General features: G+C 48.9%; 16 protein-coding genes, 1 tRNA gene and 1 pseudogene. 3 read left to right on the top strand and 15 right to left on the bottom strand.

Features of this window, described 5'->3' with window-relative positions:
- Positions 1–53: 53 nt before the first annotated feature.
- Positions 54–7007, bottom strand: coding sequence for an autotransporter outer membrane beta-barrel domain-containing protein (locus DSM2777_RS08095; protein WP_061553631.1), 6954 nt, complete (start codon positions 7005–7007; stop codon positions 54–56).
- A 1222-nt stretch (positions 7008–8229) separates the two neighbouring features.
- A tRNA-Thr gene (locus DSM2777_RS08090) sits at positions 8230–8305 on the bottom strand.
- Between the two features lie 283 nt (positions 8306–8588).
- Here DSM2777_RS08090 and DSM2777_RS08085 point away from each other — a divergent pair.
- On the top strand, positions 8589–9620 hold the full coding sequence (locus DSM2777_RS08085; RefSeq protein ID WP_061553630.1) for an NADP-dependent oxidoreductase: 1032 nt from the start codon (positions 8589–8591) through the stop codon (positions 9618–9620).
- Between the two features lie 98 nt (positions 9621–9718).
- Here the strand turns inward: DSM2777_RS08085 and proA are convergent, their stop codons facing one another.
- The 5 genes and pseudogenes from proA to gpt form a co-directional block, all read right to left on the bottom strand.
- Positions 9719–10972, bottom strand: a complete 1254-nt coding sequence (gene proA, locus DSM2777_RS08080) for a glutamate-5-semialdehyde dehydrogenase (protein ID WP_061553629.1) — start codon at positions 10970–10972, stop codon at positions 9719–9721.
- Between the two features lie 9 nt (positions 10973–10981).
- Entirely contained in the window at positions 10982–12085 is a 1104-nt protein-coding gene (gene proB, locus DSM2777_RS08075; RefSeq protein ID WP_061553628.1) for a glutamate 5-kinase, read from the bottom strand.
- Between the two features lie 114 nt (positions 12086–12199).
- Positions 12200–12600: pseudogene (crl, locus tag DSM2777_RS08070) on the bottom strand (sigma factor-binding protein Crl).
- 60 nt (positions 12601–12660) lie between these two features.
- A complete protein-coding gene (frsA, locus tag DSM2777_RS08065; RefSeq protein ID WP_061553627.1) occupies positions 12661–13908 on the bottom strand; it encodes an esterase FrsA in 1248 nt (415 codons plus the stop codon).
- Positions 13909–14090: 182 nt separating this feature from the next.
- The gene (gene gpt, locus DSM2777_RS08060) at positions 14091–14549 is read right to left on the bottom strand and encodes a xanthine phosphoribosyltransferase (RefSeq protein ID WP_020303596.1); all 459 of its coding nucleotides are present in this window, start codon (positions 14547–14549) and stop codon (positions 14091–14093) included.
- 255 nt (positions 14550–14804) lie between these two features.
- Here gpt and pepD point away from each other — a divergent pair, with 255 nt between their 5' ends.
- Positions 14805–16265, top strand: a complete 1461-nt coding sequence (pepD, locus tag DSM2777_RS08055) for a beta-Ala-His dipeptidase (RefSeq protein ID WP_046459426.1) — start codon at positions 14805–14807, stop codon at positions 16263–16265.
- Positions 16266–16335: 70 nt separating this feature from the next.
- Here the strand turns inward: pepD and dinB are convergent, their stop codons facing one another.
- Positions 16336–17397, bottom strand: a complete 1062-nt coding sequence (dinB, locus tag DSM2777_RS08050) for a DNA polymerase IV (protein WP_061553626.1) — start codon at positions 17395–17397, stop codon at positions 16336–16338.
- 414 nt (positions 17398–17811) lie between these two features.
- On the opposite strand from dinB, the gene DSM2777_RS24650 reads away from it, so the two are divergent.
- On the top strand, positions 17812–17970 hold the full coding sequence (locus DSM2777_RS24650; protein WP_167669503.1) for a hypothetical protein: 159 nt from the start codon (positions 17812–17814) through the stop codon (positions 17968–17970).
- A 54-nt stretch (positions 17971–18024) separates the two neighbouring features.
- Here the strand turns inward: DSM2777_RS24650 and nqrM are convergent, their stop codons facing one another.
- From nqrM to DSM2777_RS08015, 7 genes are all read right to left on the bottom strand, one after another.
- Positions 18025–18252 (bottom strand): (Na+)-NQR maturation NqrM, encoded by a 228-nt coding sequence (gene nqrM, locus DSM2777_RS08045; RefSeq protein WP_043495224.1) that lies wholly within the window; start codon positions 18250–18252, stop codon positions 18025–18027.
- A 1-nt stretch (position 18253) separates the two neighbouring features.
- Positions 18254–19318 (bottom strand): FAD:protein FMN transferase, encoded by a 1065-nt coding sequence (locus tag DSM2777_RS08040; protein WP_061553625.1) that lies wholly within the window; start codon positions 19316–19318, stop codon positions 18254–18256.
- 141 nt (positions 19319–19459) lie between these two features.
- Positions 19460–20686 carry an NADH:ubiquinone reductase (Na(+)-transporting) subunit F gene (gene nqrF, locus DSM2777_RS08035; protein ID WP_025800169.1) on the bottom strand — a complete coding sequence of 409 codons (1227 nt, stop codon included), beginning with the start codon at positions 20684–20686 and terminating at the stop codon, positions 19460–19462.
- An 18-nt stretch (positions 20687–20704) separates the two neighbouring features.
- Positions 20705–21301, bottom strand: a complete 597-nt coding sequence (gene nqrE, locus DSM2777_RS08030; protein WP_043495226.1) for an NADH:ubiquinone reductase (Na(+)-transporting) subunit E — start codon at positions 21299–21301, stop codon at positions 20705–20707.
- Positions 21302–21307: 6 nt separating this feature from the next.
- Positions 21308–21937 carry an NADH:ubiquinone reductase (Na(+)-transporting) subunit D gene (locus tag DSM2777_RS08025; RefSeq protein WP_025800172.1) on the bottom strand — a complete coding sequence of 210 codons (630 nt, stop codon included), beginning with the start codon at positions 21935–21937 and terminating at the stop codon, positions 21308–21310.
- Positions 21930–22685, bottom strand: a complete 756-nt coding sequence (locus DSM2777_RS08020) for a Na(+)-translocating NADH-quinone reductase subunit C (RefSeq protein ID WP_234556396.1) — start codon at positions 22683–22685, stop codon at positions 21930–21932. Before DSM2777_RS08020 ends, DSM2777_RS08025 begins: the two co-directional genes overlap by 8 nt.
- A gap of 55 nt (positions 22686–22740) precedes the next feature.
- A complete protein-coding gene (locus tag DSM2777_RS08015; protein ID WP_061553623.1) occupies positions 22741–23979 on the bottom strand; it encodes an NADH:ubiquinone reductase (Na(+)-transporting) subunit B in 1239 nt (412 codons plus the stop codon).

Below are 23979 nucleotides of genomic sequence, written 5' to 3'. Positions count from 1 at the left end.
TTCAATAAGAGAGTAAGAGGCAAGTGTTAATATACTCTTGCCTCTTCCATCAGTTAAAAGTTAACTTTTACGCCAACCATTGCCGCGCCATCGTTGTAACCTTTATCACCAACCTGAACACCGATATTGCCCCAAAGGTTTAAGCGTGGATTTAACTGCCCTTCAACGCCAACTTTTACTTCCCCCAGATTACGTGCGCCGTCTTGCTTAACAGCAACACCGTTCATCGTGGCCGTAAAATCTTTAGTGTTGTGGATCCAGTTAGCCTCAATAAATGGCTGGAATTCACGTGTTTTTCCCTCATCAGATGCATGATGCCCTTTAAGGTAAGTTCTCACACCCAGTCGAGTCATCAGGTTACCGTCACCGTCACTACTCACGCTTGTACCATTAGCTTCGGTATGATTTTTAGCTTTGACGCCCATCCAAACAGCTTGTGCCTGCGGTTGTACATACCATGTATTAGTGCTGCCCAGACTGCCTTTAAACTCGCTAAGTTTTATCGTTTTCCCCACTTCTACCGACGCCGTAATACCGCGCGATTTATAAGATTCGGAGGCAATCTGCTCACCATTAACATGATTATTAAACCAGCTATATTGCAACCAACTATCGAGGTAGGTACCTGTTTTTTCTGCATCATTAGCATACCAAGTCCCATAAATACCGGTACTGTAGCCATCGACCGAACCTTTCGAGCTATAACCACTAATATTGGATTTCGTGCTGCTGTGGTTATTACCGTACCCAGCCATCAGGCCTAAGTGCCAGCGATCTAAGCCGTCGGTACTCCACTGAGCAACATCGCCTCCCATCTGCATAACATAGCGATTACTCTGAGTTTTTAACTGGCCCGCGGCGTCACGCCAGTTGTTGTGCCCCCCGACCTGACGCATCCACATACTAGTGACTTTCTGCTCACCCGTTAATGCATCGATATACTGAGTTTCACCTAGGCGGTCATGTAAGCGTGTGACAAATAGATTATTTGCCGCCGCAAGGTTAGCGATATAGCTTCCACCTTCAGGGCGCTCAGTATTTTCACCTGGCTTTGGATCTGGGTCTGGATTTTCACCATTTTGCTTACTGGTTAGGTACCAGTTTCCGCTGTTACCATCTTTACCTCGCGCCAACGTGTAGTCATAAGCGCCTGCAACGATGCGCCCCTCCTGATTAAACTCACCATTAGATGCGCCATCTACGTGGATAAGTTCAATACCGTTTAGGGTCTGAGCACCTGTGCCACCGGCATTGCTGACGCTGACTCCCGTTTTTCCTGAGGTATCTCCAGTAACGACCATCTTATCCGTAACCGAATTATCGTCGCCAAGTGCTGTGTTAAAGTGAATGTGTCCATCGTTACCGGTGTAGTCACCTTTCACCAACAACTGATTACCCGCGGTTGCGTGTGCGGTATTATTACCGACCATAACGGTTCCGCTGTTTACCAAATCTTTGCCAATAGTGAAAGTTTGAGTCTTCCCGTCAGTTTGGGTGTCTGAACCAATCTGTAGCAAGCCTTGGTTATCTATATTCCCAGCGACACCACCAAATCCAGAGAGCTTCGCTCCCTCATGAATATTGACCTGCTGGCTGGCAAGCGTCATTGGTGCATTCTCATTACCAAGAATCAAACTACCTTGCTGGATGTCAGTCGTTCCGGTATAGGCGACGTTTTTATTAAAAGTCACGCTGCCGCTACCTTGTTTGGTAAACGAACCACTGCCAGTAACGTTGTTAGCCAATTCCCAATCGGACTGAGTATTCAGTACCAATTCGCCTTCATCTTTTATATCAGCCGTCCCCAAATGCTGGGCAGAACCCGCAGTCAATTGAGACGTGGAATCAATAGTGAATGTGCCCGCGAATTTACTGTTGTCACCAGCAAGAACCACGTGGCTATCTTTCAAAGCTACAGCGCCGTTATCGCTGATATTGTTATAGAGAACGCCATCCGCCTTATTCAGCAACAGTTCACCTTTATCTACGATATCGCCGATTCCCAGACCCAGAGTGTTATTCAGCTCGGCTAAAGCCCCTTGCTCAATCGTGGTCGTCGCAGAGAGATTAGCATTGGCGCCATTCACTGTTAACGTATCAGCGGCAACAACCAATTCTCCGCTACCAGCTAACTCGCCCGAAAAAACACCACCGTGATTTAACGTTAATTTACCGCCGTTGATATTCAGTAAAGAGCCTGATTCTGAAACAAGCTTGCCTATAGTTTGACTATGGCCATTCATATCCAATACGGTATCCAGTGCCAATTTAAGCTCACTGGTTAGTCCCAGAACGTTGTCATTCAGCATCAAGAGATTGCCGCTGCGAACATCAGTGACGCCGGTATAGTCGTTATCCATGTTAGATAAAGAAACCGTTTCACCTTTTTGGCTATCTAGTGCCAGATCGCCGCTTCCCGTAATTTTGGCGCTCAGATCAGCGGCATTGCCCGTTTTGCCATTCGCATCGAGCACTAATGCATCATTACCACTTCCCAACAGTTCAACCTGGGTGAGACCGTAGTTCACATAGAGGCCATCGTTATTTTCACCGCTAGTAAGACGATAGTCATAAGTACCTTTAGCGGCAGTGGTTCCCCCCTGAACGATATCCAACGTCACACCGTCTGAAATTACGTTACCACTGGCGTCATGCAACTCTAAATTACCGCCGCTGCCTTGAACCGTTGCATCAGAGTCAGCCAGTTTAATCAGGCTTCCAGTATCATCTTGCTCGAGAAGAGAAACGTGTGTATTTGGTAATGGGCGATCGTTGCTCACGCTGCCAGCGTCGACTTGAACAACACCTTTGCCCAGTAGATCCATATTATCTGTGGTATGAATGGTACCTGCCGCCTCAGTCACACCAGGCGTCACACCATCAAATTTCACTGTACCGCCATTAAACGCCAGTCCACCAATCGTTTGCTGCCCCGTGCCAACATGGATAATGCTACCGTTGTCAGCCCGCATCGTCGCATTGGTTAAAGCCTGAGTATTAAGCCCATCCAGCTCAAAACGTGTATTCCCCATGGCAGCTGTTCCAGCAAAACCATCTGCAGCATTATTGGACGTGAATTCAAACTGGCTACCTGCCGTATCAACCGTCATCAATCCATTGCCAGATAAGTGGCTGTTAAATGCAACGTTTGTGCTATTTTTAACAGCTAAAGTACTCGTAGAATCAATGGAATAACCCGTTGCTGCACTATCATCTTGGCTATCGCCCAGCGCCAGCAGCACATTATCTAAGGTGAGAGTCGAACCGTTAGTGAGATCGATATGCTCCATTCCAGTAATGGCATCGGCGCGATTTAGTACATAGCCGGAATTATCCAGTTTCAATGTATCGTCACCTTGCCCACCATTAAGAGATGTAAACAGGTTAGTTTCGCTCTCTTGAACATCCTTAAGTAAGAACAGATCGCTGCCGCTACCGGTAGTGAAATCAGTCCCCGTACTGCCGGACTCCAACGTCACAACGTTATTACCAGTAAGAAGGTTTACCTGCCCGATGATGTTCCCACCATGGGCATTGGTGAGCCGCACACCTGAGCCGCTGGTCGTTTCGATAGCTATCTGTGAGGCATTAAGAGCCAAAATATCGCCACGGTTTACAAATTCGCTTACGCTACCGTTGTTAATATCAACCACAGCATCTGTCGTCGACTTAGAGGTGAGTTTTCCTGACTGTTCAACTTTTTGAGTTGATCCTTTAACTATCAGGGCTGCGCCTCCCGCAGAATCGAGTACATTAACGCTCACACCGGTTTTTAGATCAGAAGAGGCATTCGTCACAATCCCTTTTCCACCAACCTTCTGGACATTAATCACCAAATCTTTTGAGTCAGACATATCCAGCACTTGATCGGTCTGCGAGCCATCAATATTTTCAAACAGAATACCGGTGCCACTGCCAGTGACATTAATTGTGCCAGAGTTAGTTTGAGCCATAGAGGCTCCGGTGTGGACGCCAATACCGTTACCCACGTTGATCGTCGTATCTTTAAGCTGAATGCCAACAATGTTGGCTTTGTTTTCGATAGCACTACCACTTCCTGTATCGCTCATGGTTATAGTGGTGCCGTCTACCGTTAAACCTTTCGCGCCAGTATCTAGCAAAATACCGTGAGCCGAACCAGCAGCCTGCGTAATACCATTACCGTTTAGCGACAATGTAGCGTCTTTACCTACCAAATAGGCAGCCGTACCATCAGTTGCAGTAACCGTTCCAGTATTTGTGACTTCAGAGCTGGCACCTTGAATATTTACAGCGACACCATTAACCGAAATGGTAGAGCGATTATCCAAAATACCGCCGTCGACCAACACACCGGTGCTATTCGCCTCGGTAAAGTCGATGCTCCCTTCATGGATCAACTTGCCGCCATTACGTGCAATATAGCCAAACGCACCATCGGCAGTATTCGCTGTTTCCAGATTGGCATAGCTAGTTAGAATAGAGTTGCCTTTTTTAGCGCTATTCACTGAACCATCTAATTCATAGTAATTACCATCTACAATGCCAGCAGTGGTGTCTTTGCCCGCCACCTTAACGATAACGGCATCTGCAGTAATCTCTCCTGTAGCACCACCTTCAACCCTGATCCCTGTTGCGCCTTCCCCTGTAACGCTAAGTGCCAATTTTCCTGAGCTGAATTGGCTACCCGAGCCAGTAGTACGGATAATAGTTGTATTATCACCTGAGGCATTAAGTTGAGCTGCGCTATTGCTGGAACCATCAAAGGAAGCACCTCCGTCAACTCGGTAAAGCGTAGAATCCTGTGTGGATACATCTTGCACACTGCTAGCGTCATTTTTTATTTTAGAGCCAGCACCAAAAATATAGTATCCAGTTTGATTAGTACCGCCGTTGAACGTTACCACGCCATTTTTGGTAACATCAATTTCACCTTTATCTCTGGCATGAACACCAATGGCACCATTGCCAGCAAGATTTACATTACCGGATAAAATCGCTAGGGCTTTTTCACCTTGGGCATAAATACCGTAGTTAGCGTAATGCGTTACCGGATCTAGACCTCCGTTAACATTTATCGTCCCTGAATTGGTAATTTGTCCATTAGCTAATACTTTAATCCCAGTACTATTCAATCCATTCATATCAATAGTGCCACTATTGATAACTTTATTGGCGTCAGTACCTGCGCGAACCATAATTCCCGTATTACTAGAGACTGAGTCTCCAGACACAGCGCCGTTCAGTTGGATAGTTCCTTGCTGTGCTAATGTAGCTGCGCCACCGACATCAATAGCAGTGGCATTTTGGACTTTAGAACCAATAATAATTTCTGAATTATTTTTCCCGTTATAAATGCCATTACCATAGAGCTGCACCCCTATTGATGATTGTTTAATAGATAAATCATCGGTGCTATCAGATGGTGTTCGCTGTGCCATCCGGCCTATATATAATGTACCTTCATTATTAAACGTAGTATTTTGCTGTGTAACCACACCAATATTAGAACCGTCGCCCAAAATACTACTTGCTTCATTGCTAGCTGCAATATTAATTGCGCCATAGTTATTTAATGTAGCAGAAGAGCTGAGTAATACTCCGGTATTACCATAGTAGTTTCCTCGGGCGGCTACATTGATTACGCCTGTGTTATTATTGTTAACTACCGATGTGCCGTTCGCTAAGATTGCGGTATGAGTACCATTGGCTACTCCCGCTGCGCCCCCCTGAAAGAAGTCTGCCATTTCAGGGTTTGTGCCCGCATCTATTACACCATTGTTTTCTACAAAGGAGGAATGAGCGGCTACAACATAGGATCCTCGGAAAGTATTACCCGCAGTTCCTAGAGTACCATTGTTGGTTAATGTTGCCCCACTCTCGAGGTTAACAACGGTAGCATCTGAGCCAACCAACTGAATATTCGCACCAGCATCAATATTAACATTAGAGCTTGCGCCTTCAGCATGAATATAAGATACGACATCGCGATTGACTGTCGCCCTTACTGCATCGTCAGATGCGATATTATCCGTATTAACGACAATACCATGTAGCGTTTGATCTCTGGCTTTATTTAACTCTGCTGAATACTCAGCCTCAGTTAGCTGTATTTTCCCATCTTGCAAGGCTTTGATTAAAGCCTCGTTATAAGCTTTAAACTCATCGATATTAGTAATATTTTGATGCCCAATTACACTATCAAAATTACCGACAAAGTCTGCAGCCGTCATCCAAGCAACTGGGTTGCTGGAGTCTCGGATGTTATTATTATTATTTCCAAGTTGAACGACCGTCTTAGAATGATAATTAAGATTGCCACCATCTGTCACGTGGAATACGGAAGCATTATTCTTAGTTTTAGACGAACTTTTCAAAATAGCATTGAATTGATTATCTGCCGCACCAACCCAATTACCTGTCGTTTGCCCTACATTGACATCAAGAGATGCACCAGAACCAATCTGATAAAAGTTTCTGTCAACATATTGGCCATTTTTTCCCACTGGGGTTGAAATTGTTACGCGAAAATCTGCAGCAGGTTCTGTCTGAATATCATTGTTATCGTAGACCTTCATAGTCACCGTATTACCCGTGACAGGATCTATATAATTGATGGACTTTGTTTGTGAGCCGATTCTAAAAATATCATGATCGACCCATTGAGCACTATCACCGGTGATCAGACCATCTGCTTTAGCCTGCCCTAATGTAGTCCACTTAATTCCACTTTCACCCTGTTGAATGCCAGCGAAGCTTCCAATGAGATTATTTGAGCCAGAAATAACCTCCTCAAATGGGTCTTGAGGCGTGAAATCATGTACTTGTATATCAGCAGCATTCGCACTGAAGCAAAAGATGGATAGAGCGAAAGATATAGGCGCTAACTTAAAACCGTGTGCTCCAGTATTAGTGGTATTGCTGGAGCAAGATCGTGAATTTGAGCAATTATGCCCTTTAGCTAGTTCAGAGGTGACGACAAACATTTGCGTTTGCGCATTCCATAGTACTTTAAAAATTTTATTCATAACCGAACTCTTTATTGTATTTATTAATATAAAAAACAATCATTTAATATCAGTAGTCTGTGCTCAAAAACTTGCTAACTTACAGTGATAAGAGATTGCTTTTATCTGGTGTCTCGACTATCAACGTTGGTTGCGAGTGCAACCAAATTCTTATAGGACGGGATGCGTTCATCTTTTGTGTCAGCACTTCAACCTATAATCTTCGTCAATAAATTTAGCATGAAAAACCCCATTAGATCGATTCAAACGATCAGAATCATAATATTGATAGTCAATGCCTATCATTTTTATTGTCTTTGATCGATTTTCCTGATCTATGTCAATTGTTATTTTTCAGTTTTTAGGCAAAAAAATGCCATATATGTCTAAAAAAAACTCACATATATTATTGATAAACAATAGCTATTTTATTTTTCACACAACCGCTCAATTAGCACGCTAATTAAATTGAATTATTCGTAATTTATAAAATTTGGAGGTGTGAAATAACCTCTATATGCTAAATGTAATTTCATTCAAATATCTTTAATATCAATACAAAACAAATGGTTATGATTTACCTGAACAATGGTAGGAATAATCCTAAATATAATCTTAGAATTTGGTTTGCACGGCTGAAATTGTTAATAAAATGATACAAATATGTTATTTTAATAATTTACTGGGTGGGGGTATTTATAAGAATCCTTCCGACATTATAGAATAGATATATAGAATTTTATGACGAGTTAATTTTTCACAATGAATAAAAATTAGTGCTTTAGGCTTATTTTTTTATTTTCAATAATATTAATGAAATTAAATTACAGGTAATTACCTGAAGCAATATTAAAGTTAATAAATAACAAAACCAATCAAAAACAGAGCTAGTTTATTATTCCACAGAGTACATTTAACAAGTTTAAATATAACTTTGATTATTATTTTTATATTTTACCTGTTACACAATTATACTTTTTTCTATTCTAGTGAGTTGTTTAATTTACTATGGTAAGCAGCATAATTCCTTCTCTTCTGCTGAAAACATTTACCAATACGAAAGCCAACCAAATTAGCACCATAACATTCAAATCCGCTGACCTCTCCAAGCGAACATTCCTTGCTATCAGGTCTCGATCTTAGGCAATAGAACGAGGATCAAACATATCATCACGATATGAAGTTATAAAAAAATTTTATTAACTGAGACGTCGAATTTTATGAGGTAACTGCTTATTTGAAATGGTGCCGATAAGAGGAGTCGAACCTCCGACCTTCGCATTACGAATGCGCTGCTCTACCAACTGAGCTATATCGGCACTGAGGGAAATATTGCTGAGGAAACGCCTGAAGTGCGGGAATTACGATAGTTAAATTCATCAGTAGCGTCAAGGTGCTAGGGATTCGTATGACTATTAAATCAACACAAAAGGCCATTTTGTTCTTAAGGAGATTTTCCTTAGGGGAATTATTTATATCCACAAATCCTATCATGCCGCACACATACGACATCAGGCCGAGCGTTTTTTAGTTAGGCTGGAACACGTATCCCATTATTCGATGGATAATTGGAGTTGCCGTTAACCTATCACGGAGTCTGTTATGTCTATCTCATCTCGCTTCAATCGCCGGTACGTGCTGGCGCAGCGCCCTCAGGGGATGCCTTCCGACCAAGATATTCGTTTAGAGGAAATAGCTCAGCCAGAACCGGTACAAGGGCAGGTTTTGCTGCGCACGCTTTATCTTTCGTTAGATCCCTATGTCCGTGGCCGCATGGACGATACGCCGTCTTATTCTCCTCCGTTGGCTATCGGTGAAGTGATCTGCGGCGGTACGGTGTGCCGCGTGGAGCATTCGCTGAATGAGAAATATCAGGTTGGTGATTTGGTTTTGGCCTACACAGGTTGGCAAGACTATGCATTATCAGACGGTGAAGGGCTGCAAAAGCTAGACGCCAATATGGATCACCCTTCCTACGCCTTGGGCCTATTGGGTATGCCTGGTTTTACGGGCTATATGGGCCTCACCGATATCAGCAATCCACAGCCGGGTGAAACCGTGGTTGTGGCCGCCGCAACCGGTGCCGTGGGCTCCGTTGTGGGTCAGGTCGCGAAACTACGCGGCTGCCACGCGGTCGGCATTGCAGGTGGTGCTGAGAAATGCCGCTATGCGGTTGAAACCTTGGGGTTTGATATTTGCCTTGACCACAAAGCACCTGATTTTGCCGTGCAGCTAAAACGCGCCTGTAGCAAAGGCATCGACGTCTATTATGAAAACGTCGGCGGTGCCGTTTTTGACGCGGTTCTCCCCCTGCTGAATACCAAAGCGCGAATCCCCGTGTGTGGCATGATAAGCCAATACAACGGCCATCATAGCGACCACCAGCAAGACCGTTTGCCGCTGCTGATGTCGACCATCTTGAAAAAACGCATGCGCGTTGAAGGCTTTATTATTTCGCAGGACTATGGCGATCGTTATCCTGAATTTTATGCCCAGATGAGCACGTGGCTGGCGCAAGGAAAAATCGCGTTTAAAGAAGATATTGTGGAAGGGCTTGAGAACAGCATTAGCGCCTTCCAAGGGCTATTGAGCGGTAAAAACTTTGGTAAGCTGATCATCAAAGTCGCGGAATAGCCAAGAATATCGCCCTGTTGAACGGGAGATATTTTGTAGAATGCGTAAATAGAAAAAACGGCGCTCAATGCGCCGTTTTCATTTTGCGAGTGAAACCGTTAGCGGCGAACTAAATCGTCACCGTAACCAATCCATTTATAGGTGGTTAACGCTTCCAGCCCCATCGGGCCTCGGGCGTGTAGCTTCTGGGTACTCACCGCAACTTCAGCGCCTAAGCCAAACTGACCGCCGTCGGTGAAGCGCGTGCTGGCGTTAACGTAAACTGCGGAAGAGTCCACTTCACGAACAAAACGATCGGCATGGTGCATATTGCGCGTCAAAATCGCATCAGAGTGCTGAGTGCCGTGCTCACGGATGTGCTCAATCGCGCCATCCAGCCCTTCAACCACCACCACGTTCAGATCCAGCGACAACCATTCGTCATCTAATTCCGACTCTTGTACCGGCGTAACAGGTGCTGGCCCTTGGCTTAGCAACGGCAATGCACGTGGGCAGGCGTGTAATGAAACCCCGACTTCGTGCATACGCTGGCTTAGCTGTGGTAAGAACTGCGTGGCGTCCTGTGCGTTCACCAACAGCGTTTCTACCGTATTGCAGGTGCTCGGGCGCTGAGTTTTCGCGTTTACAATAATCTTCAGGGCCTGTTCAACATCCATGCCCTGATCGACATAGATATGACAAACGCCGATACCGCCGGTGATCACCGGGATCGTTGACTGCTCGCGGCACAGTTTATGTAAACCCGCCCCACCACGTGGGATCAGCATATCAACGTAGCGATCCAGTTTAAGCAGCTCGGTGACCAGCGCACGGTCAGGACTTTCAATCGCCTGCACCGCATCGGCTGGCAGACCCGCTTTCTCCAGCGCACGCTGAATCACTTTTACCGTGGCCTGATTGGTGCGGTGTGTCTCTTTGCCGCCGCGTAGGATCACCGCGTTACCCGTTTTCAGGCACAGCGCTGCGGTATCCACGGTCACGTTCGGGCGTGCTTCATAAATCACCCCCACCACGCCTAACGGCACACGGCGGCGTTCGAGATTTAACCCGCTGTCTAGAACGCTGCCATCAATCACTTTGCCCACCGGATCGGTGAGGTTACATACCTGACGCACGTCGTTAGCGATGCCTTCTAAACGGCTCTGCGTGAGCTGTAAGCGATCGAGCATCGCTTTGCTCAAGCCGTTCTCACGCGCCTGCTGAACGTCCATCTGGTTCGCTTGCAGAATAGATTCGCTATCCTGCTCTAAATAATCGGCAATCAGCGCAAGCGCCTGATTCTTCTGCGCCGAGCTAAGGACGGCTAAGTGATAGGATGCCCGTTTGGCCGCCTTACCCATTTCTTCTAACATGTTAACCCCTTAGCTTACGATCATATCGTCGCGGTGAACGGCAACTGGGCCGTATTCATAGCCCAAAACACCGCTGATTTGCCGTGAATGGTGGCCGGCGATCATACGCAGCGCATCGCTGTTGTAGCGGCTCACGCCGTGGGCCAAATCACGCCCTTCCAGATTGCGAATGCGGATAACTTCACCGCGTGAGAAATCACCGCTAACATCACGAATCCCCTTCGGCAACAATGAGCTTCCGCGCTCAAGAATTGCAGCCACGGCACCATCATCCACGGTAATTTCACCCGCAGGTGGAGCACCAAAAATCCAGCGCTTACGGTTTTCCAGCGGCGTTTCCAGCGCATGGAAGCGAGTTCCAACGGATACACCTTCAATAACGTCACCCACAACGCCCGGCTTGCTGCCCGCGGCGATAATCACGTCGATACCGGCGCGGCAGGCAACGTCGGCAGCCTGCAGTTTGGTGGTCATGCCGCCAGTGCCTAAACCCGATACGCTATCGCCCGCAATGCCGCGCAGCGCGTCATCAATGCTATTTACTTCGCGGATAAGCTCTGCGGTTGGGTTATGACGAGGATCGGCGGTAAATAATCCAGCCTGATCGGTCAGCAGCAGCAGCTTGTCAGCTCCCGCCAAAATAGCGGCCAGCGCAGAAAGATTATCGTTATCGCCAACTTTAATTTCCGCCGTCGCCACCGCATCGTTTTCATTAATTACGGGAACAATACGGTTGTCCATCAGGGCATGCAGGGTATCGCGCGCATTCAAGAAACGTTCGCGATCTTCTAAATCAGCACGCGTGAGCAGCATCTGCCCAATATGGATGCCGTAAATCGAGAACAGTTGTTCCCAAAGCTGAATCAAACGGCTCTGCCCAACGGCGGCCAATAACTGCTTAGAAGCTATGGTTGCGGGGAGTTCGGGGTAGCCCAAATGCTCACGTCCAGCGGCAATCGCACCGGAGGTTACAATCACAATACGATGCCCCGCCGCGTGCTGTTGCGCACACTGGCGAACGAGTTCCACGATATGGGCACGGTTTAGACGGCGCGAACCGCCGGTCAATACGCTGGTACCTAGCTTTACAACTAGGGTTTGGCTGCCACTCATAATCTTTTTGCCGTTTATTGGTGTTGGAAAAATGGGGAGAAAGAGAAAAAGTATCAGGAGAGGCGCGTTATGCCAACAGGCATAACGCAAAAGCACACTTATTACTGCGCCCGATCAGGCTCGAAGGCGAACTAACTCTTCAGAAAAGTCGTCGGCTGGCTGAATTTTAATCTCGAGCGTAGTTAAAAGCTCTTTGAGGCGGTTATGAAAATTAAGTGAGGTTTGTTCTAATTTGTCAGTCACTTCAGGATCTTTAATCACCTGCTCCTGCCAAACACCGTTCTTATCAAACAATCCAAACGAATAGCGATAGGTAAAATGCGTTTCCTCGGCGGCAAGATCGAGCCACCATCCCCAAAACTCACGTTTTTCTGGATTAGGTTTGACGTTGACACACACGGCTAAACAGTCAAAAAGAAATGCTCATCCTGACACTGCCCCGAACGAATATAGGGGCCAAGCGCGGTGAATTTTTTGATTAAGCGGCTTTTAGAGTAACCACCTGGTAATGTCATGCTACATCCTCCTGTTGTGGTTACTCTTTTTTAACAAATTTACAAACTTTAGCAATCAAATTAACGCGAATGTTCGCCAATCCAGTCACAAACCTGATGCAAAGCCTGATTAAACCCTTCAAATAATGGGGAAGATGGCACCATCAATAACTTGCCATCCAGCGAAGAGTCCGCGATAAGTTTGGCTTCGGATTTAGGGCAAAACGGATCGCGTTCCCAATATCCGGCCAGCATCGGCGTATGGCAGCGGCGACCAAGCAGCCCTTGAGTCTTCAATGAATAACAGCTCAGTTCGGTACGCAATGCGGCATCGGATACGCTATTCATTCCCAAACGACTGGCCAGCACATCGATATACATTTCAGGCACACGTTCCTGAATGCATTTATCGCACAGCAGGCTGTGCACTACGGGGCCTAATGTGGCAACCGCTCGCAAACGGCGAGGTTCCAAATAAGCTAAACGAACCGCCACGTTTGCACCAAAGCGGAAACCAAATACCGAAACTCGGGTGTGATCGACCCACGGCACATTCGGTAACGCCTGCAACACTTGCTGATGCAAACGGCTCGAGTCCTGCGTCAGGCAGAAATGCGAAGACATCCCCACGGATGGCATATCAATCGTGAGCATCGCCATGCCAGCAGGAGCCAGATGGTCGCGGAACAGCCGATAGCTGTCGCTCTGCATCATATCCAACCCACCGCAAATCAGCACCGTTGGGAATGGCCCTTTGCTGTTATCCGGCATATGCAGAAAACCGGTGATCTTTTTCCCACCGTCAATCGCAAACTCGACTTCTTTCAGTTCGTATGACAGCAGCTTAGCCGATTCTGCATAAGCGCGATTGGCCAATGCTTCGGCCTGCTCAGCCAAATCATCACCTTTGAGATGAGGATAAGCGGCGATGCTATAAAGATTCGCTGCTTGCAGCCAGTATTCACCGGCCAACGCAGGATCTTTTTCTTCCTGAGCCCGTTGCTGCCAGGACATCGCTTGATGCGACCACTCGTATATCCAGTTGTCGCTCCGATAACCCACCACGGTGTCGAGCAAGCGCTCATCGCTACGTTCGGCCGTTGAAGCAGCAATATGCGATAGCACATGCTCGATTTCGATAGGTGAGACGCCGCGCCAAACCCACATCAGGCGATTGATGATGCGATACCAATTAGCCTGCGAGGTTCCATCCAGCGCAGAGGCAATCGAAGCCTGCGGAACGTGCCCATGACGCTTAACCAGCGTGGACGTTTCACGATGCTTAAATCGAGGTTTGAATAAGGTTTCAGAAAGGTTTGGTTGGGACATGATAGACGGCAGCCTCCGAGTACTGTCTTTTCAGCCGCAGACAAAAAGCGGCAGAGCTAAATCTCGCCCAGCGAGCGCTCGGAGTAGTGTAACGAACTCGGACGCTAAAAAACAAACGTCCGGACAAGGCCGGACGTTTGTTTACATCTTATTGCGCTTTTATTGCATTGCCAGAAGGCAAATTAGCGGCCGCTGATTGGCTCGACGAAGCAAACACCCATATCCCATGGCTGTTCGATCCACGTATTCTGTGGAATATCGATAACGTAATCATCAACCAGAGGGCGACCTGCTGGCTTAGCGAAAATAGTCACGAAATGCGCTTTAGGGTACATTTCGCGGATCGCCTGAGCGGTGCCGCCGGTATCCACTAAATCGTCAATCACGATGAAGCCTTCGCCATCACCTTCAGCACGCTTAACAACTTTGAGCTCACGCTGGTTATCATGGTCGTAGCTGGAGATACAAACGGTATCAACGTGACGGATACCCAGTTCACGTGCCAGTAATGCGGCAGGAACCAAACCACCGCGGCTTACCGCAATAATTCCAGTCCACTGTTCAGAAGGCATCAGGCGTGCAGCCAGCTTACGTGCGTGCATTTGCAGCACGTCCCAAGTTACAACGTATTTTTCGCTCATTAATAGTGTCCCAGCCATAATATTCATGGCTTAAAGATTGGTCGGGGGGAAAAAAGGTTGCGCGAGATTATAGAGAGCCAGAGCAATAAAAACCAGTCTCTTTCGCAGAAAGCCGGCACCCCGATTGCGGATTTAGTGCCTTAGTCTGTCCACATAAGTAAATATAGTGGTATTCTCTGAAAAAATGGCTTTATCTCTTAACCCCCTATTGTGCCACTGTTATCGGCAGCACAACTGATTATCAGGAGACTTAACGTGTCTGAACTGTCTCAGCTATCTCCACAGCCACTGTGGCAAATTTTTGCGGATATCTGCTCTATTCCTCACCCTTCGTATCATGAAGAAGCGTTAGCCGCGCACATCGTTGCATGGGCTAAAGAAAAAGGCATCCACGTTGAACGTGACGAAGTCGGTAACGTCCTGCTGCGTAAGCCTGCTTCTCGCGGCATGGAAAACCGTAAGCCGGTTGTGCTGCAAGCGCATCTGGACATGGTTCCACAAAAAAATAACGATACCGCACACGACTTCACCAAAGATCCTATCCAGCCATACATTGACGGTGATTGGGTAAAAGCACGCGGCACCACTTTGGGCGCAGATAACGGCATCGGTATGGCTTCTGCATTGGCTGTTTTAGCCGATGACAGCGTTTCTCATGGCCCAATCGAAGTGCTGCTGACCATGACCGAAGAAGCCGGCATGGAAGGCGCATTCGGCCTGAAAGCGGGCTGGTTGCAGGCAGATATTTTGATCAACACCGACTCTGAAGAAGAAGGTGAGATCTACATGGGCTGCGCAGGCGGTATTGATTTCATCACTACGCTGCCATTACAGCGCGAAGCCGTTCCTGCCGGACACGACGTGGTTAAGCTGACGCTGAAAGGCCTGAAAGGCGGCCACTCCGGTGGTGATATCCATTTAGGCTTAGGCAACGCTAACAAACTGCTGGCGCGTTTCCTGTCTGGTCACGCGACCGAATTGGGCCTGCGCGTATTGGATCTGAACGGCGGTACGCTGCGCAACGCCATCCCACGCGAAGCCATCGCGGTTCTGGCGGTTCCTACAGCGAATCTGGCTAAGCTAAAAACGCTGGCCGAAGCTTTCCAAAACATTCTGAAAGTTGAGCTGGCTGCGGTAGAAAAAAACCTGAGCGTTCAGGTTGAAACCGCACAGAGCGATTCTCAGGCACTGACCGCCGACAGCCAACAGCGCTTTATTGCCCTGCTGAACGCTACGCCAAACGGCGTGATCCGCATGAGCGACGAAGTGAAAGGCGTAGTAGAAACGTCTCTGAACGTGGGTGTAGTGACCACCGACGCGAAAGAAGCGCAAATTATCTGTCTGATCCGCTCGCTTATCGACAGCGGTAAAGACGCCGTGGTTAGCCAATTGAACTCTATTGGTGAACTGGCTGGTGCGCATGTGGAAGCCAAAGGCAGCTACCCAGGCTGGAAACCGGATGCCAATTCTCCGGTGATGCATTTGGTGCGTGAGACTTACCAGAAGCTGTTTGATACCACGCCAAACATCATGGTTATCCATGCAGGTCTGGAATGTGGTCTGTTCAAAAAGCCTTACCCAGAAATGGATATGGTGTCTATCGGCCCAACCATCACAGGCCCACATTCGCCGGATGAGCAAGTTCACATTGCCAGCGTAGGTCAATACTGGCAGTTGCTGACCGCTCTGCTGAAGGCGATCCCAGAGAAAGCCTAAGCGCTAAGTCTTTGTGTTACAGAAGCCAGCCCTCGGGTTGGCTTTTTTTATCCCTTCACGCCCTCAAAGCCTAGCCATCAATATCCAGCGAAAGCTGCTTTTCTAGCTGTGGATCGAGCAGCGTGACGTGTAGCCCAACCAGCCGCACCCCTCTGCCATTTCGGCGTTCATCCCAAGCCTGCTGCGCCACCTGAAATAAATCACGCTTATCCAGAATCGGCCACACATGCTCCTGCGTTGTCTGCTGAAAATCATGGAATTTGAGTTTTACGCCCTGCCGTGCGATATGCAGATCCGGCTGCACTTTCGTCAAGCGCCGTTCCAGTTCTTCATACAGCTTTTCCAACAACACCTCACACTCTGCCCAGCTATGAATATCTTCTGACAGCGTTCTTTCCACGCCAACGGACTTACGCAGCCGATCGGGCATCACCTCTCGCTCATCCTGACCGTGGCAGCGTTCCCAAAGCACGCGCCCAAACTTACCAAAACGGCGTAGTAGCTCGGCCAAATTATAGTGTCGCACATCGGCGCAGGTATTCAGCCCCAGCTCACTCAGTTTGGCGGCGGTCACCTTGCCAACGCCGGGGATCTTTTTCAGCGGCAACGTGAGAATAAAATCATCAACCTGCGCGGGCGTAATCACATACTGCCCGTTAGGTTTATTCAGATCGGAGGCAATTTTTGCCAGAAATTTGATCGGAGCAATGCCAGCCGACGCAGTAAGATTAAGCTCCTCGGCGATTTGCTTGCGGATCTGCTCTGCAATCAACGTGGCGGAGCCGTAGCACTGGGTGCAGTCGGTAACATCAAGATAAGCCTCATCGAGCGACAGCGGCTCTATCAGAGACGTATAACGCTGGAAAATCTCACGTATATGGCGCGAGACATCTTTGTAGACCTCCATTCTCCCCGGACGCAACGTGAGATGCGGGCACAGCTTAAGCGCTTGTCCTGTCGGCATAGCACTACGCACCCCGAATTTACGCGCGGCGTAGTTTGCTGTGCTGATCACCCCGCGGCGATCGCGACTCCCGCCAATCGCCAGCGGTACATCGCGTAACTCAGGGAAATCACGCATTTCGACTGCGGCATAAAAGCAGTCCATATCGACATGTATGATTTTGCGCATAGAGAGAATGTGGAGTTAATGACTGTATAAGTATACAGGTTAATTATGGGGAAAGGGAAGTGGAGGGAGTTCGTCCGCCTTTCGTTTGTGGGGCTACTGTGTAATATTCCGCCCGCCGGTCAATACCGAATTATCATGTGCCAGAAATGAAGGCGTACGGGCAGAGACCACCAGCGCGTGGTCTCTGCACTCGCGCGCTTTTATCCGAGACGCCATCTCCGCTCCGGTTTGGTATCGCCCATCCAGGGCGCCCCAAACTCCACCGGTACATCCATGTACCGATGGCTCTCCCAACCAAGACAAAAGCACGAGATATTGAGGGTTGCTTTTTTCGGCACATTACCGAACAGCCGAGTGAATCATGGAGGTTAGGATTCGCCGATTGATATCGGCGAAAGAACGACGGAGGCATGGATGCCGATTGTCGTTCGTTCCGTTAAGACCGGAATGATGAAGCGAGGGAACCCACAAAGTGGGCTGGAAGGTGGTGCCAAGCCGGGATGCAAGGCGGCGGCGATTGAGCCGCCTTGCTCGGACGCCTGCACAGTGTATATGTATATTTCGGTGCGTTAGGCGTACGAAACTATTACGCTCGCGAGCTATCCCCATTCAACTGGCACTTCCCCTTCATATAATCCTATGCTTCTCCAGCATCTCACGCCGAGCTTCTTCACGCGCCATACGCTTTTTGCGTGCGTCGCAGGGCTCTGGGCAATCGCAGACTTTTTCAAGACCTAGATTGGCGATGCCGCCGCAGCTGCCGTGGATGCTTTTGCGCTTGATGATATAGCCGATAGACATTCCGGCGATCACCGCTAAAAACACCACAAAGGTCGCAATAAATACCGTCGCCATATTATTTACCTTTTTTTGCCTGCACCAAATAAGGCTTAAAGGCATCCGAATAACGATCCTCAAAACCGTTTTCAGTTTTCACAATCATAAATACCGGAATGCCCAGCAGGTTTGCCAGCGCCATTCCGCGCTCGGGTCCCATCACGTCTAATCCCGTCGACAGGCCATCAGCCGTCATACAGCTCGGCGCAAGCACGGTAATCGAAACCAGATGATGCGTAACCGGACGCCCTGTTTTAGGGTCAATTTCATGCGAGAAGCGCTGGCCGTTCTGCTCAAAATAGTTGCGATAATCACCGGAGGTCGCGATAGCCATCTCGCCCGGCTGAATAATAACCTGAGCGCTCTGCTGTAATCCCGCCTGCGGTTTTTCAATGGCGATGCGCCACGGCGCGCCGTCTCCGTTGATGCCACGCGTTCTCACTTCACCGCCAATATCCACCATATAATTAGTGATCTTTAACGAAGCAAGATACTCAGCCACAACGTCCACGCCGTACCCTTTCGCAATAGACGACAGATCGAGATAAAGCTGAGGAATATTTTTCACCAGCGCATTGCCCTGAACAGATAAATGCTCAATGCCGATCCATGCACGACGCTGGTTAATTTCTTCATTAGTCGGGATTCGATCGGGACGCCCTTCTGGCCCAAATCCCCACAGATTAACCAATGGTCCAACCGTGATATCCAGTGCGCCATCGGTGACTTTATTAATCCGAATTGCCTCTTCAACCACTTTCGCGGTCGCAGCCGAAACAGGGAATGGGGTATTCACCTCGGTGCTTTGGTTAAAACGGCTCAGCTCTGAGTTGGAACGGTAGGTCGACATCTGGTCGTTAACCTGCTCCAAGCGCTTATCTAATTCGGCTTTAATTGTTTCCGGTGCGGGCATTCCTGAGTCACTGACATACTTGATGGAGTAATAGGTCCCCATCGTTTTGCCTTCAATATTGACCTGCTCCGGCCCACATCCCGTCAGCAAAAAAGCCAGCCCGCAAAAAGCTAGCCAACGCGTATTGCGAATAAAAAACGCGGTCGCCCGCGCAGTATTATTTGTCATCATTTTCAACCCGTTATTGGATAGCCCATGGATTTCAAATTGCAGGAAGGCGGCAACGGAACGAATCCCTAGGAGCTTACAATAGTAAGTGACTAGGGTTAGCGAAGGAAGCCAACACACCTGCAACTTGAAAGACGGTGGCTATCAGCCGCCGAAGTCATCTAGCATGATATTCTCGTCTTCTACCCCGAGATCTTTCAGCATCTTAATGACCGCGGCATTCATCATCGGCGGCCCACACATGTAGAACTCACAATCTTCCGGCGCAGGATGCGCACGCAGATAGTTTTCAAGCAACACATTATGGATAAAGCCGGTGTAACCCGTCCAGTTATCTTCAGGTTGAGGATCGGACAATGCGATGTTCCACGTAAAGTTTGGATTCTCTGCCGCAAGTTTGTCGAAATCTTCAACGTAGAACATTTCACGGGTTGAACGTGCACCGTACCAAAAACTCATTTTACGCTTGGAGTGCAGGCGCTTGAGCTGGTCGAAAATGTGCGAACGCATTGGTGCCATACCCGCACCGCCGCCGATAAAGACCATCTCAGCCTCGGTTTCTTTGGCAAAGAACTCACCAAATGGCCCGGAAATGGTGACTTTATCACCCGGTTTTAACGACCAGATATACGAAGACATAATCCCTGGAGGCGCATCTGGCACACCCGGAGGCGGCGTGGCGATACGCACGTTCAGCATGATCAGGCCTTTCTCATCGGGATAGTTTGCCATGGAGTAAGCGCGGATCGTTGGCTCGGTAACCTTGGACTCAAAGCGGAACAGATTGAATTTGTCCCAGTCGCCACGGTATTCCTCTGGTACATCAAAATCAGCGTAGCGCACATGGTGCGGTTCACATTCGATTTGAATATAGCCACCGGCGCGGAACGGCACCGCTTCACCGTCAGGGATGCGCAGCTTGAGCTCTTTGATGAAAGTTGCCACGTTATCGTTAGAGATAACTTCGCACTCCCATTTTTTCACGCCGAAAATCTCTTCCGGCAGCTCAATTTTGAGATCTTGTTTCACGCTCACCTGACAGGCTAAACGGCAGCCCTCTTTGGCTTCGCGCTTAGAGATATGTGCCAGCTCAGTAGGTAAAATATCGCCGCCGCCTTCTTTAACGTGTACACGACACTGGCCACACGAGCCACCGCCGCCACAGGCAGACGAAACGAAAATGCCCTGACTTGAAAGCATGTTCAGCAGTTTGTCACCGGCCGGAGCATCAAAGCTTTTCTCCGGATCGTGGTTAACTTCCACGTGAATGTCGCCGGTATTTACCAGCTTAGATTTGGCGAACAAGATCAGGACGGTCAGCGCCACCACGATCAGGGTGAACATCGCCACACCCAGAATAATTTCTTGCATAGGTTCCTTCCTGTCCTATCAGAGGTGTACGCCGGAGAAGGACATAAAGCCCAACGCCATCAGGCCCGTGGTCACAAAAGTGATGCCCAGCCCACGTAGCCCCGCAGGCACATTGGCATATTTCATTTTTTCGCGCAGACCCGCCATCGCCACGATAGCCAACAACCAGCCGATCCCTGAACCGAAACCATAAACCACGGATTCGGTGAAGTTGTAGTCACGCTGAACCATGAATGACACCCCACCAAAGATGGCGCAGTTAACGGTAATCAACGGCAGGAAAATCCCCAGCGCGTTATAAAGCGATGGGAAAAAGCGGTCGAGGATCATCTCGAGGATCTGCACCAGTGCCGCGATAACGCCGATGAAGGTGATAAAGCTTAAGAAGCTGAGATCAACGCCATCCACCAGCGCACCGTCGCGGAGCACGTAGTTATAGACCAGATTATTGGCGGGAACAGAGATCCCTAACACCACCGTCACCGCAACGCCTAAACCGAAAGCCGTGGTGACTTTCTTGGAGACGGCCAAAAACGTACACATCCCCAAGAAGAACGCGAGTGCCATGTTTTCAATGAAAACGGCGCGTACAAACAGGCTGATATAATGTTCCATCTGCCCTTACTCCTTTTCCATCTGTTCAGGTTTCAGCGTGCGCAGCGCCCAAATCAGCAGACCGATAATGAAGAATGCACTCGGCGCTAACAGGAACAGGCCGTTTGGCTGATACCAACCGCCATTTTGCACGCTTTCTAACACGGTAATGCCAAACAGCTTGCCTGAACCAAACAGTTCACGCAGGAAGCCCACCAGAATCAGAATAACGCCGTAGCCCAAGCCGTTGCCGATACCATCCATAAAGCTTTCAATCGGCGGCGACTTCATGGCATAGGCTTCAGCACGCCCCATCACGATACAGTTGGTGATGATCAAGCCGACAAATACCGAAAGCTGCTTGGAGATTTCATAGGCATAGGCGCGCAAGATCTGGTCAACCACGATAACCAGCGAGGCGATAATCGCCATCTGCACGATAATGCGCACGCTGTTTGGGATCTGATGACGGATCAGTGAAATAAAGAAGTTAGAGAATGCCGTCACCAGCGTTACCGCAATCGTCATCACGAAGGCAGTTTCTAACTTGGTGGTCACCGCCAACGCCGAGCAAACCCCGAGGATTTGTAAGGCGATAGGGTTGTTGTCGAGCAAAGGCCCTAACAGGACTTTTTTAATCTCTTTAGTATCAGCCACGATTCAATGCTCCTTCACGAACGCGTTTTAGGAACGGACCATAACCATTGTCGCCCATCCAGAAATCGAAGGTATGCTGCACGCCGTTAGCGGTCAGCGTCGCGCCTGAAAGTCCGTCAACACCGTGTGGGTCCTGAGGATTTGCGCCTCCTTTGACGATACGGATCGCCGGATGGCCGCCGTCATCAAACAGCTGCTTACCCACCCATTTTTCACGCCATGACGGGTTTTCGATTTCACCGCCCAGACCCGGAGTTTCTCCGTGCTCGTAGAACGTCAGCCCTTTCACCGTATTACCGTCGGTGTCGATAGCCACGAAGGCATACATCACCGACCACAGACCGGTGCCGTAGACAGGCAATACCACTTGGCCGATGTTGCCCTGCTCGTTTTTCACCAGATACACTTCAACGATGTTGCTGCGGCGCTTAATACCCGCCGGATCCTGCGCAGCATCCAAGACCATGCTGGTAGCCGGATCTTTTAACGCTTTGCCCATATCGAAGGTATATGGATCGCCGGAGGTGAACTCGCCGGTTTTCAAGTCAAGCAAACGCGGTTCGATACGCTGACCGAACAATGTTTTCACCTGCTCGCCATCGAGCTTATCGCCCTGCATCAGCCCTGCGACGGCCAGAATGTTGCGCTGTTTATCCAGCTGCTTTTGCTCTTCCTGCATCGGCTTCAAGCCCACCGCAGCACCAGCAACAATCACTGAACACACCAAGCACAACACCACGACCACCATCAGCGTTCGGCCGATGCTGTCGTTTTTACCTACGCCCGCTTTATTTACTGAATCCTTAGCCACGTGCTTTTCTCCTTTTGATGTTGGCGCGCACCACCATGTAGTCGAACAATGGAGCAAACAGGTTTGCGAATAGGATCGCCAACATCATGCCTTCTGGATAGGCGGGGTTAATCACGCGCACCAGAACGCACATCACGCCAATCAACCCGCCGTACCACCATTTACCTTTGTTGGTAAAGGAAGCCGATACCGGATCGGTTGCCATAAAAATCATACCGAATGCAAAGCCACCCAGAACCAAGTGCCAATACCACGGCATAGCAAACATTGGGTTAGTGTCTGAACCGATGAAGTTAAACAGCGCTGACATAGCCACCATTCCCACCATCACGCCCGCAACGATGCGCCATGAAGCCACGCGGCCAAACATAATGATCAGGCCGCCGAAAAGGATCATCAGCGTGGAGACTTCACCAATCGAGCCGGGAATGTTACCAATGAAAGCATCCATCCACGTCACGTGCTGGCCGGTGATGGTATTCATCAAACCGCTCTGTCCAGTTGCACTCCACTGTGACAGCGGTGTCGCACCTGAATAGCCATCTGCGGCGTTCCACACCAAATCACCGGAAATCTGTGCTGGATAGGCAAAGAACAGGAATGCACGCCCCGCCAATGCAGGGTTTAGGAAGTTACGTCCGGTGCCGCCGAAGATCTCTTTGGCAATGACCACGCCGAAGGAGATACCCAGCGCGGCCTGCCACAACGGCAGCGTTGGAGGAACAATCAGCGCAAACAGAATTGAAGTAACGAAAAAGCCTTCGTTGATTTCATGTTTGCGGATGATAGAAAACAGCACTTCCCAGAAGCCGCCCACCAAGAACACCACGGCGTAAATAGGCAGGAAATAGACCGCGCCCAGCGTCATCATACTGACCCAACCGGCGTTGGCCTGTAGGCTAGCGCCCAACATTTCAGCGAGCCAATAATGCCAATCCGAGGCAATGACCTGAGTCAGTTGCTCTCCCTGATACAGCTGATTGAGCGCCCCAATGGCCTCATGGCCCACGTTGTACATTCCCCAGAACATGGTAGGGAATACCGCCAGCCACACTAAAATCATCATGCGTTTTAGGTCGATGGCGTCACGAACGTGCGATGCACCGTGCGTCACTTTGCCTGACGTATACATCAGTGTTGCGGCCGCTTCATACAGCGGATAATACTTTTGCAGCTTGCCACCCGGTTCGAAGTGGTGCTCCATATTCTCGATAAAACTCTTCAGACCCAT

Origin of the sequence: Obesumbacterium proteus, from assembly GCF_001586165.1 — a bacterium.
Lineage (GTDB): Bacteria > Pseudomonadota > Gammaproteobacteria > Enterobacterales > Enterobacteriaceae > Hafnia > Hafnia protea.
Note: the sequence above shows the minus strand (reverse complement) of the source record. Positions and strands in the feature narration are given on the sequence as shown.